The sequence below is a fragment of the Leptolyngbya sp. BL0902 genome (assembly GCF_016403105.1).
Classification (GTDB): Bacteria; Cyanobacteriota; Cyanobacteriia; order Phormidesmidales; family Phormidesmidaceae; genus Nodosilinea.
Map to the genome: position 1 here is coordinate 82,863 of NZ_CP046155.1, position 16,272 is coordinate 99,134.

15 protein-coding genes are annotated in these 16,272 nt (G+C 57.2%); 7 read left to right on the forward strand and 8 right to left on the reverse strand.

Annotated elements, in window-relative coordinates:
• Positions 1-40: 40 nt before the first annotated feature.
• Together groES and GFS31_RS00365 are read right to left on the reverse strand one after the other, a co-directional pair.
• The gene (gene groES / locus GFS31_RS00360; protein ID WP_198806353.1) at positions 41-352 is read right to left on the reverse strand and encodes a co-chaperone GroES; all 312 of its coding nucleotides are present in this window, start codon (positions 350-352) and stop codon (positions 41-43) included.
• Positions 353-523: 171 nt separating this feature from the next.
• Positions 524-1,192, reverse strand: coding sequence for a DUF4126 domain-containing protein (locus tag GFS31_RS00365; protein WP_225907515.1), 669 nt, complete (start codon positions 1,190-1,192; stop codon positions 524-526).
• Between the two features lie 25 nt (positions 1,193-1,217).
• Between GFS31_RS00365 and GFS31_RS00370 the strand changes: the two genes are divergently transcribed.
• Positions 1,218-1,628 carry a hypothetical protein gene (locus tag GFS31_RS00370; RefSeq protein ID WP_198806354.1) on the forward strand — a complete coding sequence of 137 codons (411 nt, stop codon included), beginning with the start codon at positions 1,218-1,220 and terminating at the stop codon, positions 1,626-1,628.
• Positions 1,629-1,632: 4 nt separating this feature from the next.
• Here the strand turns inward: GFS31_RS00370 and GFS31_RS00375 are convergent, their stop codons facing one another.
• Both GFS31_RS00375 and GFS31_RS21190 read right to left on the reverse strand, forming a co-directional pair.
• A complete protein-coding gene (locus GFS31_RS00375) occupies positions 1,633-2,559 on the reverse strand; it encodes a M23 family metallopeptidase (protein ID WP_198806355.1) in 927 nt (308 codons plus the stop codon).
• Between the two features lie 191 nt (positions 2,560-2,750).
• Positions 2,751-4,313, reverse strand: a complete 1,563-nt coding sequence (locus GFS31_RS21190) for an N-acetylmuramoyl-L-alanine amidase (protein WP_198806356.1) — start codon at positions 4,311-4,313, stop codon at positions 2,751-2,753.
• Between the two features lie 175 nt (positions 4,314-4,488).
• On the opposite strand from GFS31_RS21190, the gene GFS31_RS00385 reads away from it, so the two are divergent.
• Entirely contained in the window at positions 4,489-4,902 is a 414-nt protein-coding gene (locus GFS31_RS00385; protein ID WP_198806357.1) for a DUF4346 domain-containing protein, read from the forward strand.
• A 101-nt stretch (positions 4,903-5,003) separates the two neighbouring features.
• Here GFS31_RS00385 and GFS31_RS00390 read toward each other — a convergent pair whose 3' ends face one another.
• Together GFS31_RS00390 and chlG are read right to left on the reverse strand one after the other, a co-directional pair.
• Positions 5,004-7,505, reverse strand: a complete 2,502-nt coding sequence (locus GFS31_RS00390) for a transglycosylase domain-containing protein (RefSeq protein WP_225907516.1) — start codon at positions 7,503-7,505, stop codon at positions 5,004-5,006.
• 285 nt (positions 7,506-7,790) lie between these two features.
• A complete protein-coding gene (gene chlG / locus GFS31_RS00395) occupies positions 7,791-8,813 on the reverse strand; it encodes a chlorophyll synthase ChlG (RefSeq protein WP_198806358.1) in 1,023 nt (340 codons plus the stop codon).
• 175 nt (positions 8,814-8,988) lie between these two features.
• Between chlG and GFS31_RS00400 the strand changes: the two genes are divergently transcribed.
• Complete coding sequence (locus GFS31_RS00400; RefSeq protein WP_198806359.1) at positions 8,989-9,384, forward strand: DUF423 domain-containing protein; 396 nt, start codon at positions 8,989-8,991, stop codon at positions 9,382-9,384.
• A 210-nt stretch (positions 9,385-9,594) separates the two neighbouring features.
• Entirely contained in the window at positions 9,595-9,816 is a 222-nt protein-coding gene (locus GFS31_RS00405) for a hypothetical protein (RefSeq protein ID WP_198806360.1), read from the forward strand.
• Between the two features lie 724 nt (positions 9,817-10,540).
• Here GFS31_RS00405 and GFS31_RS00410 read toward each other — a convergent pair.
• A complete protein-coding gene (locus tag GFS31_RS00410) occupies positions 10,541-11,197 on the reverse strand; it encodes a YqiA/YcfP family alpha/beta fold hydrolase (RefSeq protein ID WP_198806361.1) in 657 nt (218 codons plus the stop codon).
• An 85-nt stretch (positions 11,198-11,282) separates the two neighbouring features.
• On the opposite strand from GFS31_RS00410, the gene nei reads away from it, so the two are divergent.
• Positions 11,283-12,104 carry an endonuclease VIII gene (gene nei, locus GFS31_RS00415; RefSeq protein ID WP_198806362.1) on the forward strand — a complete coding sequence of 274 codons (822 nt, stop codon included), beginning with the start codon at positions 11,283-11,285 and terminating at the stop codon, positions 12,102-12,104.
• Between the two features lie 82 nt (positions 12,105-12,186).
• Positions 12,187-13,116: an alpha/beta fold hydrolase gene (locus GFS31_RS00420; protein WP_198806363.1), complete on the forward strand. Its 930-nt coding sequence runs from the start codon at positions 12,187-12,189 to the stop codon at positions 13,114-13,116.
• A 52-nt stretch (positions 13,117-13,168) separates the two neighbouring features.
• On the opposite strand, the gene GFS31_RS00425 is transcribed toward GFS31_RS00420, so the two are convergent.
• Positions 13,169-15,457, reverse strand: a complete 2,289-nt coding sequence (locus tag GFS31_RS00425; protein WP_198806364.1) for a Calx-beta domain-containing protein — start codon at positions 15,455-15,457, stop codon at positions 13,169-13,171.
• Between the two features lie 505 nt (positions 15,458-15,962).
• On the opposite strand from GFS31_RS00425, the gene GFS31_RS00430 reads away from it, so the two are divergent.
• On the forward strand, positions 15,963-16,100 hold the full coding sequence (locus GFS31_RS00430) for a hypothetical protein (RefSeq protein WP_198806365.1): 138 nt from the start codon (positions 15,963-15,965) through the stop codon (positions 16,098-16,100).
• Positions 16,101-16,272: the final 172 nt, after the last annotated feature.

Genomic DNA, 16,272 nt, shown 5'->3' on the forward strand with positions numbered 1-16,272 from the left:
CGGGTGCATTTACGAAGCAATGCACCGAACCCAACAGGATTTAGCCCAAAACGGCCAGGATATCTTTCTCAGACAGCAGCACATACTCTTCGCCGCCCAGTTTGATGTCGGTTCCGGCATACTTGGAGTACAGCACTTTGTCGCCAATGTTCACATCGAGGGCTTGGCGGTTGCCTTTGTCATCGGTTTTGCCGGGGCCAACGGCGGTAATTTCGCCAACCTGGGGCTTTTCTTTGGCAGTGTCGGGCAGCAGAATGCCGCCAGCGGTGGTTTCTTCAGAAGCGCTGACTTTGATCAGAACTCGATCCGCCAGGGGCTTAACGCTGGATGCGGCTAGGGTGATAGCAGCCATACAAACAATCTCCGGGATTTAGCGACGTACAACGAACGCCTGAGCGAATCTCTCGCCTGCTCAGACCAAACGGGAACTTAGCACTCTCAAGCTCCGAGTGCTAATTTACGTTACTTAAGGGAGCAATAGCAATGAACCAAGCTGTACGGGTTCCCGAACTGAAGCGACACATCAATAGGGTTTTCGTCGCCAGCCGCGCCGCCGGAAGATGAGAAAGAACAGGACAATCACCACCAGTAACACCAGGATGGGCGTGGCGATGGCCAAGATTGACAGCACCGTGGAACTGGCCAATTCGGTGCCGGAAACCGCCACATTTCCCACTGGCCCTGCCGCTGCGGTGGAGGCGAGTCGCGCCAGCCCGGTAAAGGCTTGGGTGCCGCTGGCCACGGTACCCCCGGCAATAAGGGCCAAGCTCCACTGCAAAAAGGGGCTCATGTCTCCCCCGACCACGGCGGCGGTGAGCACGGTTCCGGCGATGGCGGCGGCAGGGAGTTCTACAACGTCCATCAGGTTGTCTACCACGGGCACCAGGTAAATCAGCACTTCAATCACCGTGGCGACCGCAAAGGCGATGATGGCTGGAGTGGTGGCCATCCAGCTCATCCCTGGTGACAGGGTAAGGTAGCCCTGCTGGGCGGCAATGCCTGTCATCAAAAACGGCACCAAAATCCGAAACCCCGCCGCCGCACTGAGGCCAATGCCAATGGCAATGTGCAAAAGAATATCCAGTTCCATGGCGACCTCGCGGAAGTAATGGGCGATGGGTTTGGGCCAATCATAAACCCTGTCTGCGGTCAGGGGTGGAACGGCTGTGGGAACATAGGGATTAATAACCACACAACGGCCCCCTGGAGAACGGTTTATGAGCAAAGCAGAACAGCTCATTCGCATGGCGGAAGACGAGCTAACGGAGTACAGCACCGATGCCCGCAAAATTGAAAAACTGCGGCGCAAGTTTAGCTTTGCCGTGCCCTATCCTGAACAAAAGGCCGTGCGGGCTGAGGTAGAAGCCAGTTTGCCCAAGAACTTCTTAGCCGAGCTGGTGGAAGAAAACCGCCAAACGGTGGCCCTTCCTTTTTGGGGCATCGGCGGATTGGGCCTGCTGCTGGGCATTTCAGGCAAGCAACCGCTGGATTTAATTGCCACGGGGATCGGCTTCTATGTCGCCTTTCAAGTGCAAAAATGGGGCTGGGAACTTCAGGCGAAGCGCTTGGTGCTCAACACGTTGGACGCCATTGAAGCCAGCGTTCAGGAATCCGCCACCCAGCCGTAGCGCCCTACCGCAGAGCCATGGCCGGGACGAGATCATGGGGATTTTGCGCCACCCAGCCCAGGGCTGAATTGAGCCGCACTTCAAAGAAGAGGTAGGACTCTGGGCGCTCGTCTTGAGGGGCCACTTGCCCTAACCTGGCCCCCTGGGCCACCGTTTGGCCGACGGCGACCGTCATAGCTGTGAGGTTCGCGTAGCGGGTTTGCAGGCCATCGGCATGGTTCACCACAATGAGGTTGCCGTAGACCGGATCCGTTCCCACAAAGGCCACCGTCCCTGACCCCACAGCTAGCACGGGAGTCTCTGCCGTTGCCGCCAACGCAACCCCCGTGTTAAACACCACCTCATCGCGATCTGGGGCGGGCTGCCAGCCAAAGTTCATGACCACCTCGGCCCGCTCCGGCAGGGGATAGCCTTGGAGGGGGCTAGGGCGGGATTGAGGCGCATTATTGGTGCTGGCTGCGGTGCTGACACCGGGAAACCAGTTAATGCCCGGAATAAAGATTTCGGTGGGTACGGTGCCGACGCAGCCATTGATCTCAAACAAAAGGTCGGCCTGACGGTCGTAGGCTTGGGCCACCTGTGCCCAGGTTTGGCCGGGGCTCACCCGCACCCGAATGCCGTTGTAGGGGGGAATCACCAACTCCTGCCCAACGCTGACCCGTCCCCCTTGCACCGCCGGGTTGAAGCCCATGATGGTGGTGCTCAGCAATCCGTAACGTTGGGCAATGGTTTCCAGCGTTTCCCCAGCCGCCACCCGATGACGCCCCAGCCGCGATAGGGCCGGAGCCGGACAAAGGGAATCCGCAGACGAGGACGCCTGGGCGATCCAGGACAGTTCTGCCGCAGGGCCGGGGCTCCCCCAGAGGCCAACACTCAACCCGGCGATGACCCCTACCCCCCAGCGGCCCAGGGGAGCTAGACGGACGGGCATCTTTGGCTGAAATAGGGCAGATCGCATAAACCGTGACACAGCGCGACGAAAAAGGACATTGGGCCATGGCTCATGCGCCCTAACCCAAAACTTTTCCCATCATAGACAATCCCCCCAGGTCTGGCGGGGGGCAGATTGGTCATGCGACCTTCCCCCGACGGAGATAGCGAATGGCTGTATCGCGTTTGGCCCTAAAGCCCCTGCTGGATGTACTGCAAAATGCCACGGGCGATGGCCTGGGCAGCGGTTTCGCGCCAAGCGGGATCGGCTAATCGGGGGGCATCCTGGGCACCCGTGACAAAACCTACTTCCACCAACGCAGCGGGCATATTCGTATGGCGAATGACAAAGAATCGGGCCTGCTTTACCCCTCGATCTCGCATTCCCGTGGCCGCCAGCATATTCGATTGAATCGCCGCCGCCAGCCGTCGCCCACTTTCTGAGGCAAAGTAGGTTTCTACCCCGTTCACATCCGGGCGGCTCATGCTGATGGCGTTGGCGTGGATGCTGACAAAAATGTTGCCCCTGGCCCGATTGGCAATGTCCACGCGGCTTTGCAGATCGAGGGTGATGTCTTCGCGGCGGGTCATCACCACCACCACCCCTTGCTGCTCCAGCAGTTCGGCCACCCGCAGGGAAATCGGGAAGATCACCTGTTTTTCCTGGAGTCCGCCAATGCCGACAGCCCCCGGATCCCGTCCACCATGACCGGGATCGATCACCACCACCACCCGCTGACTGGGGATGCTAGGCATAGCAGGGGGGGCCGTGGGCTGGGTGGGCGGCACCGTCACTTGGGATGGGGGCGTCGTGGGCCGAATGGGTGGCGTTGCAGGCCGACCGGGAGGCAATACAGGAACCGTTGGTCGCACCTCACTGACCGGGGGAACTGGGGTGGGCGGCGGCGGTTCATCGGGCACAGAGCTAATGGGGACGCCGCTGGGGGGCAACAGCACCACGCCACTGGAGTTACTCAACGCTCGCCATTGCGGACTACCGGGAGCCAGACGCAGGGTAATGCGGGTGCTGGGGGGATTGGTCTCCTGCTGCACCACCTCCCAGGTACGGATGCTGTATCGAAAGTTGGGCAGGTCGCTAGGGCGCAGGGTGGTGGCAACGGCGGTGTTGGGCAGGTCAAGCACCGCTACTTGATCATCGGGGCCATTTCCAGAAAAGCGGATGGTGGGCCGGGGCGCAGTGCCGCTCATGTGCAGCAAAAATCCGTCCCCAGTGGTGGTGACGCGGTTCAGGGTGGCCGCTGCTCCGGTGCCTGTATTGCCCTGCACCTGATTGCCGCTGGGGGTAATGGTTGCTGGAGTGGCCTCCCCCGTGGGCGGGGCGGCATTGCCAGGGGCGTTAGTCGTGGATCCTGGTAGCTGCACCACCCACTGGTTAGGGCGCACCCCCTGCACCCGCACTGCCTGGGGATCAAGGCTATAACCTGGGGCAAATTCAATCACCAAGCGCGTGGTTTGGGCATCGAACTGGCCAGCCCGTACCTCGCGCACATTGCCGCCCACCGACTGCCGACGAGTGCTGCCCCCCAATTGGGTATTGGGAAGGTCAACAACAACGCGGGTGGGGTTGGCAAGCATCTGGGCAGTGGGCTGGACGCTGCCATCCGTGGTGAAGATCAGCTGATTGCTTTGGGCATCAAACCACCAGTATTGCAGCGTTGCCGCCTGGGCCGGAGCCACCACCACCAGGGCAGCCACCGCTCCCAGGGTTCCTGAAACAAGCCAGCGCGACACCATACACACAACCTTGAGATGAGCCAATCGCCAGTATAGCCACGCCAGGCCCGGATCGGTAAGCGGGGGCGGGGGACGCGATCCCCATGAACGGGCGAGGCAAAACGGGGGAAAGGCAGCGCTAGCGGCAGGCAGGCTAGAATAAGAGACTATTCCTTACCCAGTCCGTTGCCGTTTCATGTCTAGCCCTAACGCCGTTCCCGCCACCTCCGTTGACGCTGTCGCCCTTCAGGCCCTCAACGACCAACTCTCCAAACGCTACATTGAGCTGGATCCCCAGGGGTACTTCTTGATTTATCTTGACCTAGACCAGGGGCTGATCTGCGCCAAGCACTTTACCAACACCATCAACGACAAAGGGCTTGCTTGCGATCCAGAGACCGGAAAACCCCTGCCCGTGCGCGGCCCCGTAGAGCGTGTCCCCACCCAGGTCTACACAGGACGCACCGCCAAAGAGATCTGTATCGCCATTTTTGAAAACCCTAACCAGCCTTGTCCCCTAAGCTATCTGGATCACGCAGCCTACCTAGGGCGCGAGTTCATGCGGGCAGAACAGGCGTTGGTGTCCGGCCATCCCTACATTCAAGATTAGCCGCCAGGCCCAGCAGATCCCCAGGCTGCCGCAGCCCACCCTTCGGAAACCAAGCTACGTCCCTAGCTCCTCACCAACGGGAGGGGCGTTTTTTGCTCATCCTAGTCTGCTGCGTCACTCGATCCACCGCCGCTGGGGCTGAGGGGAGGCGGTGGGGCCGCCGGAGCCGGGGCCGGAGCAACTGGGGCGGGGGGTGGAGCCGGGGGTGGGGCGGGAGCCGGAGCCGGAGCCGCTACTGGAGCAGGGGGAGCCGGAGCGGGAGCGGGCGCTGGGGCGGGAGCCGGAGCCGGAGCAACGGATTCTGCGGGAGCCGGAGCCGCCACAGGGGCCGGAGCAGCAGCGGGGGCAGGAGCCGGGGATTGGCCGCTGGGGGCTGGATCGGAACGGCGGTTAGAAGCGGGGCTAGGGGCCGGAGCCGGAGTGTTATTCCCCTCACTGCGGGAGCGACTGGGGGCAGCACTATCGGCCTCTTCGCGATTGGACTCCGACCGGGCCGCAGGCTGAGCGCGACGGTTGGAGGGGGCGGGCTGATCTTCATTGGATGAGCCACCCCCAGAAGGACTGCGATCTGCAATCACTCGACCTGGCTTCACAGGCTGTAGCTCGACGGTAGCTTCTCGGCCCCCCAGGCGCGGCAACTGCGGGAATTGCTCCACCGGAATATCTTCAGTAATCTGCGACATAAACATCCGCCAAATCGCCGCTGAGGTGGTGCTGGCCCCACGGCTAGGGCTGTCGTCGTCGTTGCCCATCCACACCCCAGTGGCGAGCTGAGGAATGTAGCCAATAAACCAGAGATCTCGGTTGCGCTCGGAGGTACCCGTCTTTCCGGCAACGGGGCGACCAATATTGGCATTGCTGCCCGTGCCTCCCTCCACCACACTGCGCAGCATCCAGGTCATGATGGCGGCGGTATCGGCATCCACGGCCTGGGCGGCTCGTTGGGCTGCATCGGTAGCATAGAGCACTTCACCCTGGCTATTCAGTACCCGCCGAATGCCGTGGGCTGGCACATGGCGACCTTTATTCGCCAAGGTGCCATAGGCGCTGGTCAGTTCCAGCAGGTTCACCTCCGACGCCCCAAGGGCCAAGGAGTACGTACCCAACAGGGGCGACTCAATGCCCATCCGCTGGGCCATCTGGATCACCGGGTCAAAGCCCACATCCACTAGCAGTTTTACAGCCACGATGTTGATGGAGTTGCGCAGCGCCCTCAGCAGGTCAACGTCGCCGCTGAAGGTGCCGCCGTAGTTTTTGGGCTCGTAGCCATCCACCACGTAGCGGGCGTCGGTATAGGTCTTGTAGGGAGACATGCCCCCCGCAATGGCCGTGGCATAGACAAAGGTTTTGAAGGTGGAACCGGGCTGGCGCTGGGCCTGGGTAACGCGGTTAAACTGGCTTTCGTTAAAGTCGTTGCCGCCCACCATGGCCTTGATTTCGCCATTGCGGGGGTCTACGGCCACTAGGGCGACCTGCTCGATGCCTTGCCAACTGCTGTAGCGCTCGATAGCCTGCTCAACGGTGGCTTCAGCCTTGCGCTGCCAACTCACGTTGAGGGTAGTTTCCACCGTCAGCCCCCCCGCCGCCAGTTGTTCGGGGGTGAGCAGTTGCTCTAATTGCTTCTCGATGTAAATCGTGAAGTAGGGAAACTCGCTGAAGAGAAATTTAGGCTGATTGGGCGTGACCGCAATGTCGTCGGCAAGGGCCGTTTCGGCCTCGGTGGGGGTGATCGCCCCGGTGGCTAACATGCGTCGAATCACCCGATCCCGCTGGGCCTGGGCCGCCGCCGGATTGACCCCGGGGGAAAAGCGGCTGGGCGCGGGGGCCATCCCAGCAATCATAGCGGCCTCGGCTACAGTCAACTGCTCTAGGGGTTTGCCAAAGTAGATCCAGGCGGCGTCGGCCACCCCATAGGCCCCAGAACCCAGGTACACCAAGTTCAGGTAGCGCTCCATGATCTGGGCTTTGGTGAGATCTTGCTCTAGCTTGTGGGCCATCAAGATTTCGCGGGCCTTGCGCTGCACACTGCGCTCTTGGCTGAGGTAGACGATACGAGCCAACTGTTGCGTAATGGTGCTAGCTCCCTCGACCACATTGCCCCGCCGCAGGTTGGCCCAGGCGGCGCGGGTAATGCCCAGGTAATCAACCCCGCGATGGTCGTAGAAGCGCTGATCCTCTGAGGCCACGAAGGCCGCGATCACATGCTCCGGGATCGCCTCGTAGCTACTGGTTTCGCGGGAGGCGGGGCCAAGCTTTTGCAGAATCACACCATCCGCCGAGATCATGGTGATGGTACCGTCTCGCTGGTAGGTCAGCGCCTCCTCCGAGTTCGGTAGGTTATCCCAGGTCGTCTGCACTAGGCGATAGGTGCGGGTTGCACCGCCCACCGTCACCGCCACTACCACCATGATGACGGGCAGGGTCAGATCTCGCAGCCGAGGCCGCCGAAAGCGCGGTGGGGGATCGGGATCGGGGGTTGCGGGCTCCGTGGCGCTGGGCCTCGGACGCGGCTGGGGCGGCAGCGTTTGGGCATAGTGGGGGGATGCCTCCTGGGGAACTTGGCCCTGGTGGGAAAACAGCCGATTCAACCAAGATTGCGTCATTGTCCTGCGGCCCTCTACCACGTCAACACCGAACCCAGCCTCATACCCAGACCACCCAAGCCTTTAATCTGGTGTATTTCCGGCATTCTATACCATAGCTTTCTGGTCGTGGGCTGCCCTAACCCACCCACAGCGGACAAAACTAACAAGCACTTTAGGGGGTTTCTGGCATTTCTTCAAGGGCGGGGGGAGGAAGGTGAGGATCCGACGGTCGGCGGAACCCCCAGGAAATCTTGACCCTGGGTTAGCCCTCACCCCACCCCCGCAAGGATGTCCTAGGACGGTTTAGATCCCAGCGTGGCCTAGGGCCAGCCCTGTAACCAACATCCCCAACACCAAAAAGGGCTGGGCGCTGGCCTGGTATTTCACGTCGTTTTTGAGGGGATCCCGCAGGAAATACATATCCTGGAAGGTGATTTGGGGAATGATCAGCAGGATCAGCAAAACGGCGTAGAGATTTTGGTGAATGGCCATCAGGTAGGCCGCTACTCCCCCCTGGAAAATGTCGATCATCAGCACGCAAATCCAGGCGGCGGTGCTGACCCCAAACATCACAGGCAGGGATTTTAGGCCCATCTGGCGATCCCCTTCCACGCTTTTGAAGTCGTTAACCACGGCAATGCCCAGCCCCGCCAAACTGTAGAACAGGGTCAGCACCACAATCTTCCAGGTCAGCGCCCCAAACAACGCATGGCCCGCCCACCAGGGCAGCGCGATGTAGCTGGCCCCTAGGGCATAGTTGCCCAGCCAGCCGTTTTGCTTCAGCTTTAGCGGCGGCGCAGAATAAATATAGGACACAAAGGATCCGCCAATAGCCAGGGCAGTGATGGTGGGGAAATCGTGTCCTGCCCAGCGATCTAGCCCAAAGGCCACGCCAATTCCGGCCAGCAGCAGCACCACAATTTGGGTCGCCACCTGGGGCACCGAAATGGCCCCGGAGGGAATGGGACGATAGGGCTCGTTGATGGCATCAATTTCGCGGTCGTAGAAGTCGTTGAGGGTTTGGGTATAGCCCGTCAGCAGCGGCCCCGACATCAGCATACAGGCCGCCGCAATCAGCACGCATTCCAGGGTCCAGCGATACTCACCGCCAGAGGCTGCGCCACATACCACGCCCCAAATCAGCGGAATCCAGGTAATCGGCTTCATCAGTTGCAGCCGAATCTTCCAAATCGACGTCTCGCCCGACTTCGCCCCCTTCATACCCAACAATTGACGGGCGGTGCTGCCTTCCGCTGGGTCGGCGGCTGGGGTCGGAGTGTCCGCTAACTTGTCCTCTGGGGGCAACGGAGATGATGAATCTGCCATGGTGGGAGTACCTACTCGATAGACCTACTACAACTGCGACGGAAAACTCTGTTTATTATGCCGAGCCAGCACCCCTAGAGTAACCCTTCAGGCCGCTACGCTAGGATCAATCGGCCTCACCAATCGCTGAACCGTTGCCGAAAGCGGCCTACTCTCCTTGCCTACCTGCGTTGCTATGTCCTCAGAACGTCTCTTTTTTGCCCTTGCCGCCCTATTAGGGGGCACCGCCGTCGCTGCCGGAGCCTTTGCTACCCATGCCCTGCGACCCCAGCTTACCCCCCGCCTGCTGGAGGTCTTTGAAACCGGAGTGCGCTACCAGATGTACCATGCCCTTGCCCTGGGGATCGTGGCCCTAGCCCTCACAACCTCCCTGGGCCAAGCAACCTGGCTAACGGCAGGCGGTTGGGCCTTGGTGATCGGCACCGTCATTTTTTCCGGCAGTCTCTATGCCCTCAGCCTTTCAGGAATCGGCATTCTAGGAGCCGTCGCCCCCCTGGGTGGCCTAGCGTTGATGGTGGGGTGGGGCTGTTTGGCCATAGCCGCCTATTTAGGATCCTCGGCCTTGTCCTAGGCGCAAACCCTCAATGGTTCAACCCAAATAGACATCCCTAGCGCAATTAGGTCAGCCAACAAGAAGCCGCCGCATCCAGCAGGGGCCACCAGTCGGCGAGGAAGGCCAAGACCGTGCTCTACCGCTTCAGCCGCCCAAAGGGGTTTCTGATGCTCAGGCTATGATACCCCCAGGGCTATTTGGCCCCCGCCACCCCACCCCCTTGCCGCGATGTTCTTTGAATACCTTCGCCCCCGATCCCTAGAGCCATCCCAGGAGGTCACGGAGTATTTGATCCTTCACCAAGCCGCCCAAGACTTTCGGCTAGAGGTGGAATATCGACAGCAGTTTGAAGCCTACTGCCAGTGGTACTACCAAACCGCCGCCGAAAACCAAGCCAGCCTTGACCAAATGCAGGGCGAAATCAACCTCCGAAGCTGGTTTAGCAGATGATATCCACCCTCGGCGGTGGCGGCAGGAGATACCTTAGGCCTACTTGAGGCTGTGCATGGGAGCAGGGTATCGCCCTCCGGCATTAGAGAGGTGGCTCGTGCCAGCCCAGACATCCACACTCAGATTCGGTAATCTTTGTAACGATTTTGCCCTGCCGACGACTAGCGGGGAATGATAGACTATAAGCCTAGGTAAATGGTTCGCCATTCGCCAAGTTTTCCCGTGTTGCACGATGGTGATTCTGCATGGTCTCCCTCAGCGGATGCCGCAAGGCATTCTCCGAGATGGTCGGTGATGGATCGTCAGCGTAAGGCCGCGTTAGATGGGTACCCATCAGCATGACCATGGCGTGTCAGCAATTCATAGCTAACGTTGGCGGCTTTGTGACCTGGGGAACTGTTTATTGTGGTGTGATGTCTAAGATGGTCTGATAGAAGGTTTTGCGGCGAGATAACGGATGGGCTGACGGGTTTTCCCGTTGCGTGACCCCCTCGGTCAACCAAGCCCGCTTTGCTGATTTCAGTCCTAAAATTGCATGGATTCTGCCAGTCAACCTGACACCCCTCCGGGGGAACCTCCTAGTATTTTCTCCAATCTGCTCGGCATCGTCATTGCCTTGATGACTTTGACCCTGCCGATGGCGGCGATAGCTCACTTTTCGTCGTCCCAGGGGCTTCCGCCTCCGGGTTCCGCGCCGCCATCCTCAGGGCTGGGCCGCTGAGGGCTAGCGCCCGGAAGTGAGCCCTAGAAAGTGGCTCATAGCCTGCCATATGTCGTCCTCCACGTTGCCGAGGGTGTGGTCGCTGGCGAATTCCAGCAGGGTTCCCCAGGGGCGTTGGGCAACATAGGCATGGCTAGCGTCGATGGAAATCACCTCATCGGCTAGACCGTGACAGATCAGCGTGGGGATTTGGGCCTGGAGCGTGGCCTCGTCGTAGCGCTGAAGATCCGCCACGAAGTTGTAGTTCAAGGGGCGATCCTCCTGGTCGGCATAGTGATAGACCGACCACACCCCCTGCTGCTGCCATTCCGCTAGGGCCGTTGCTCCCAGCCGAGGCAACCACTGCGCGGCAAACTGAAAAGCCGGGGCCAGCAAGACGAGCTTGTCGATGCGGGGTTGAAGGTCGGGTTGATCGGCCAACCAAGCCGCCGTCAGTCCACCAAAACTGGAGCCGATAATCACCGTAGGTTGAGCCTGGGCCAGGATAAGCTCACGGGCTTGCTGGATTTGGCGGCTGAGGGTGAGGTTAGCAAAGCCCCCCTGATTCAGGTCGGGGATGGTGAGGGACAGGCCCAACGCCTCAAATCGCGCCCTAAAGACTTGGGCTTTGTAGGACTGGGGGCCGGAGGCGAAGCCGTGGAGGTAAAGGTAGTGAACCATCGTGTTAAGGCCAAACAGGGGTAGCGCACCATAGCAGCATGGACAATACTGTACTGATTGTTTGACTTCGATGGGAAGGACAGTCATGCCCGAAGGCCCCGAAATTCGCCGCGCCGCCGACAAAATCCACCGCGCCATCGCTGGAAACCGTGCCCAGGATGTGTTCTTTGCCTTCGATCACCTCAAACCCTACGAAGATCAACTCATTGGCGGCACCATCACCCAGGTTACGCCCTATGGTAAGGCGCTGATTACGGCCTTCGACAACGGATTCGGCGTCTACAGCCACAACCAGCTCTATGGAAAATGGGTGATCTGCAAACCCAACGCCGCACCGCCCACGGGTCGCCAGTTGCGGTTTGCCATCCACACCGAACTAAAATGGGCCTTGCTCTACAGCGCCTCAGATATTGAGGTGCTGCCCCTCGACCAAGTGCCCCACCATCCCTACATCGCCAAGCTTGGCCCCGACACCCTAGACACGACCATTACCCCGGATCAGATTGCGGCCCGCGCTCTGGATGTGGCCTTTCGTCGCCGTCGCTTTGCAGGGTTGCTGCTGGATCAGGGATTTCTCGGCGGCATTGGCAACTATCTGCGGAGCGAAATTCTCTATGTAGCGGGCATCCACCCCAACCAGCGCCCCATGGATTGTAGCCCCGCACAAATCGACGCCTTTGCCACAGCGGCCCTCGCCCTGCCCCAGCAATCCTACCGCCATCGCGGCATTACCAACGACCTCGCCCTCGCCGAGCAACTGAAGGCCCAAGGCCAGCGACGACGCGACTATCGCCATTGGGTCTTTGGTCGCCAAAGCAAACCTTGCCATCGCTGCGGCACCTCCATCGAAAAGCTGATGCTCAGCGGGCGACGGTGCTATGTCTGTTCTAGATGCCAGGAGCCATAGCGATTATGCCGCGCCACCACAGCAGTGGCATAGTGAAAAACATCCACTGAAAGACCCCTACGAGTTGCCTCAAATCACGCCCATGCACCGCCATCTTTTAACGCGCACTCCCGCAGCTTTGTCCTACCTAGAGTGGGGGAGTGGCGAATCCGTGCTGATGCTTCACGGCTTGGCGGATCATGGCCTGGTGTGGCAGAGTTTGGCGGAACGTTTGGCCCCCACATACCGCTGTTTGGCCCCCGACCTGCGCGGCCACGGCGACAGCGGCAAACCTAACGATCCCGCCGCCTACGATGCCCTGGAATTCGTGAGGGATTTGGAAGCCTTTGCCGATGCGCTGCTAACGGAACCCGTTACGGTGATCGCCCACTCCTGGGCGGCGAAACTGGCGCTGCTGTGGGCCAAGCAGTCTCCCCATCGGGTAAAGCAGTTGATTTTGGTGGATCCCTTCTTTGTGAACACCCTGCCGAAGTTGTTTCGGCCCACCCTGCCCATTTTCTACCGCACCCTGCCCTTCCTCAAGGTGATGGGGCCATTTCCGAACCGAGCATCCGCCGCCGCCCTGGCCCAAACCCTAAAGCAATACCGAGGCTGGAGCCCCCTACAACAGGCCGTTTTTGATGCCGCCATGGAAGAAAAGCCCGATGGTACCTGGGGCAGCAAGTTTGCCCTCGCCGCCCGCAACGGTGTCTTTGAAGACATCCTCAACCGCGCCGGACTGACCGAATCCCTAGCCGTTCCCACCCATTTGCTGCTGCCCCAGGGCGGATTGAACCGCATGGCGTGGCAAACTCGGCCCTACTATCGCTATTTGACGAATTTGCAGACCCAGACCCTTCCCGGCAACCACTGGCCCCACCTGGTAGAACCGGAGGCGTTTAATGGGGAAATTGCCGCCATTCTGGGACATCCTAGTCAAGAGTTACCTCAGGAGAAGAACCAACAGACGAAAATAGTCAGTAGAAATCACTCTACTGACTACTTTCGTTTTGATGATTACCCAATTCGCTAAAACCAGGCCTTTGCGACTGAAGCTTGACGTTCGCTAACTCACACAACTCGTTCTAAGCAACCAACCTACTAAATGACAAGGTGTAGTTCGTATTGATATTCGTGTAAGGACTTCTCACCCGAACAAAATAGGTACCCGTTCCCAAGGCCGTATTAATCACCCCGTTGTAAGAGGTATAGGCCGTATCAGAGTAAAGGCGTTCGTTAGAGTCGTAGATCCCATTGCCATTGATATCTCGAATCAAGTCTAGGTAGACACCTCCCTGACTCAAACCACTCAAGGTGAGGTTAACGTTGCTGTTACTGCCTAAAGTGAATCGATAGAAGTCGTCGGAATCGACAACACCAACAAAATCCCGGAAACTACGAGATGTCGTCAGTGTCCCAATGTTTAGTGCTGTTCCTAGAGTGCTACCAGGATCTCTAGGTGTTGTAGGGGGCGTTGCCGTTGCCGCCAGAGACAAGGTGTAGTTCGTATTGATATTCGTGTAAGGACTTCTCACCCGAACAAAATAGGTACCCGTTCCCAAGGCCGTATTAATCACCCCGTTGTAAGAGGTATAGGCCGTATCAGAGTAAAGGCGTTCGTTAGAGTCGTAGATCCCATTGCCATTGATATCTCGAATCAAGTCTAGGTAGACACCTCCCTGACTCAAACCACTCAAGGTGAGGTTAACGTTGCTGTTACTGCCTAAAGTGAATCGATAGAAGTCGTCGGAATCGACAACACCAACAAAATCCCGGAAACTACGAGATGTCGTTAGTGTCCCAATGTTTAGTGCTGTTCCTAGAGTGCTACCAGGATCTCTAGGCGTTGTAGGGGGCGTTGCCGTTGCCGCCAGAGACAAGGTGTAGTTCGTATTGATATTCGTGTAAGGACTTCTCACCCGAACAAAATAGGTACCCGTTCCCAAGGCCGTATTAATCACCCCGTTGTAAGAGGTATAGGCCGTATCAGAGTAAAGGCGTTCGTTAGAGTCGTAGATCCCATTGCCATTGATATCTCGAATCAAGTCTAGGTAGACACCTCCCTGACTCAAACCACTCAAGGTGAGGTTAATGTTGCTGTTACTACCTAAAGTGAATCGATAGAAGTCGTCGGAGTCTCCAGCACCAACAAAGCCTTGACCACTAATACCTGGGATATTACGTTGCCACGCACCAATAAAAAAGGCTGTAGACAGGTTGTTGTTGCTATCTCGATCTCGAATTCTCGGAGCAGGATCGTTATCCGCTATTGTGACTCTGCCTATGCTACTAGCGCCAAGAGTGTAGGCCGAATTCTGCTTTAGCGAAATTCTGACGGTTTCTGCAACTTCGTAAAAATTGTCATTGGTGACAGTAATTGGAATAGCGACGGAAGACGCTCCAATGGGGATCACCACCCGCCCTGACAACCTATTGTAATCTGCACCATTCGTGGCCGTTCCACCAATATTGTAATTAACGGTTAGAGCGGTAGCTGTACTGCCTGTCCGGCTTACTCTAAAGGAGCCAGGATTACGGGTTTGCCCAGTATTCACTTCAGCAGCGTTGGCATCGGGCACGCTCAAGGTCACGGTTGGTAAAGACTGTTCAACCAGCACCATTTGGCCGTTATATTCAAGCCAAGCTTGATCGTCTTCTTGTTTCAACCAAGCTAACTCATCGCTGGAGAGAGCCTTACCTTGCACAAGTGCTGAGAAAATATATCCTTCATCTCCAGGAGAATCTACAGAGTTAATTCTGTTATCAATAGCATGGCCAATCTCCTCCAAGATGACCGCTGCAATGGCCTGAATATCGCCACTTGAAACTAACTGGTCAGACAAAAAGATGCTGTCATCTTGGGCCACATAGACTCCCTCAGCACCATTTAAGGCGCTTGATGAAGCGATGCTAACTAGTGGAAGACTGCCAAAGTCTTCTCGAGAGAAATCTTGATAAATAAAATCTGCAGCCTGTTGATTATAGTTACTTCTAAAGGCTACCCCAAAAATTCTATCAAATTCATCATTTGAAGTTATTCCTGTAAGATAGTCGCGAACTACCACGGATGCCTGAGATAAGCTTCTTTGAAATGCATAATCTAAGTCAATATTGCTTTCCTCAAGTGCTGCATTGATAAGATTATGAAGTGTAATATAGCTAGTCGATGTGCTAGATAAAAATACAGAGGAATTACTCAAAGACACCGATGCGAATTCACTATCTAATAAGCCGCTAGAAGATTTCAAGAGAGAGGTATTAAAATGTGAATTGGAATGCAAATCCAATCCTTCATACAAGGTTGAACCGTCTCCAACAGAGAAAGAGTTTGTCGAAAAGGTAGACTGGCTTTCAGCAAGCGGATCCAAATACATGATCAATCTCCAGGTAAATACGTGCTAGTCAACAGGCAAATAGCACTCAGGTAAAGGACGCTTCTAAATACATGGTGATAAGCTAATCTAATGCCTAGATACAGCGAGGCTTGCAGTCATCTCAGAGGACTAGAAGCATATATTCCTGCACGGCTTTAAATGTAAATTCAAGAAAAGTTAAAAAAGTTTTCAATCTCAACGTTTATCAAGGAAAAATGCTCTGCGTAAAGCAAGGATCTTTTACTGATTGGTAATTTTTACGCAAGCTATAACCCAAGATGACAGGAATAATGCTTGGGCTACATCAGTGTTTGTACTGAAGATTTCAATGTTCACATGAATTGCTAGATTAAAGCGAAATATCAATACAAAAAATATCTGGGGCAGCAAATTTGCCCTCGCCGCCCGCAACGGCGTCTTTGAAGACATCCTCAACCGCGCCGGACTGACCGAATCCCTACCCGTACCCACCCATTTGCTGCTGCCCCAGGGCGGACTGAACCGCATGGCGTGGCAAACGCGGCCCTACTATCGCTATTTGACAAATTTGCAGACCCAGACCCTTCCCGGCAACCACTGGCCCCACCTGGTAGAACCGGAGGCGTTTAATGGGGAAATTGCCGCCATTCTGGCCCATTGTTAGCGAGTATTGGGCAAAATCCTAAAATCCGGTGGACGCTGTATCTAGAGTAAGCCGATTCTAGAGTTATGGATTATTCGCTAGATGTAGCCCTCTAAATCCGCTACCCTTAGGGGCAGTGAGACTGCTTTGGGATATCTCTGATTTAGGGATCAGGACGGCAAAGCAGTAAAAT